The organism is Hoskinsella mucinilytica (assembly GCF_045223415.1).
In the GTDB taxonomy this organism is placed as follows: domain Bacteria; phylum Bacillota_I; class Bacilli_A; order Erysipelotrichales; family Erysipelotrichaceae; genus Hoskinsella; species Hoskinsella mucinilytica.
Genome location: NZ_JBEQZJ010000137.1, coordinates 1 through 282 on the forward strand (window position 1 = coordinate 1; position 282 = coordinate 282).

The following is a 282-nucleotide window of genomic DNA, read 5'->3' on the forward strand; positions in this document are numbered from 1 at the left end:
TTTCTTTTCATTGTTCTTCATACGGTTCGTGATACGTTTTATCTTTTTCTCCACTTTTTTCTGATGGAGTCTATTACTTTCGATATTTGCTTTCAATAATGCTCTTGCCTCATGAACTGCAGCAAGTGGAAGGTAATCATTGGTACCATATTTCAGTTTCAAATCCCGTACCATATTCTTAGGCTTTGGAACCTCATGAAAATATATATCATATAGTTGATGGTAAGCTGTATGCAGAATGGAAGAATACAGCATCAGATCATGGCGAATCATAGGAAATAC

Annotated in this window: 1 protein-coding gene; it reads right to left on the minus strand. The window is 35.5% G+C overall.

Annotation, left to right across the window (positions count from 1 at the left end; genetic code table 11):
* Positions 1–282 (minus strand): hypothetical protein (locus UGRO018_RS17875; RefSeq protein ID WP_416327865.1); only part of this gene is annotated, 282 nt, incomplete at both ends.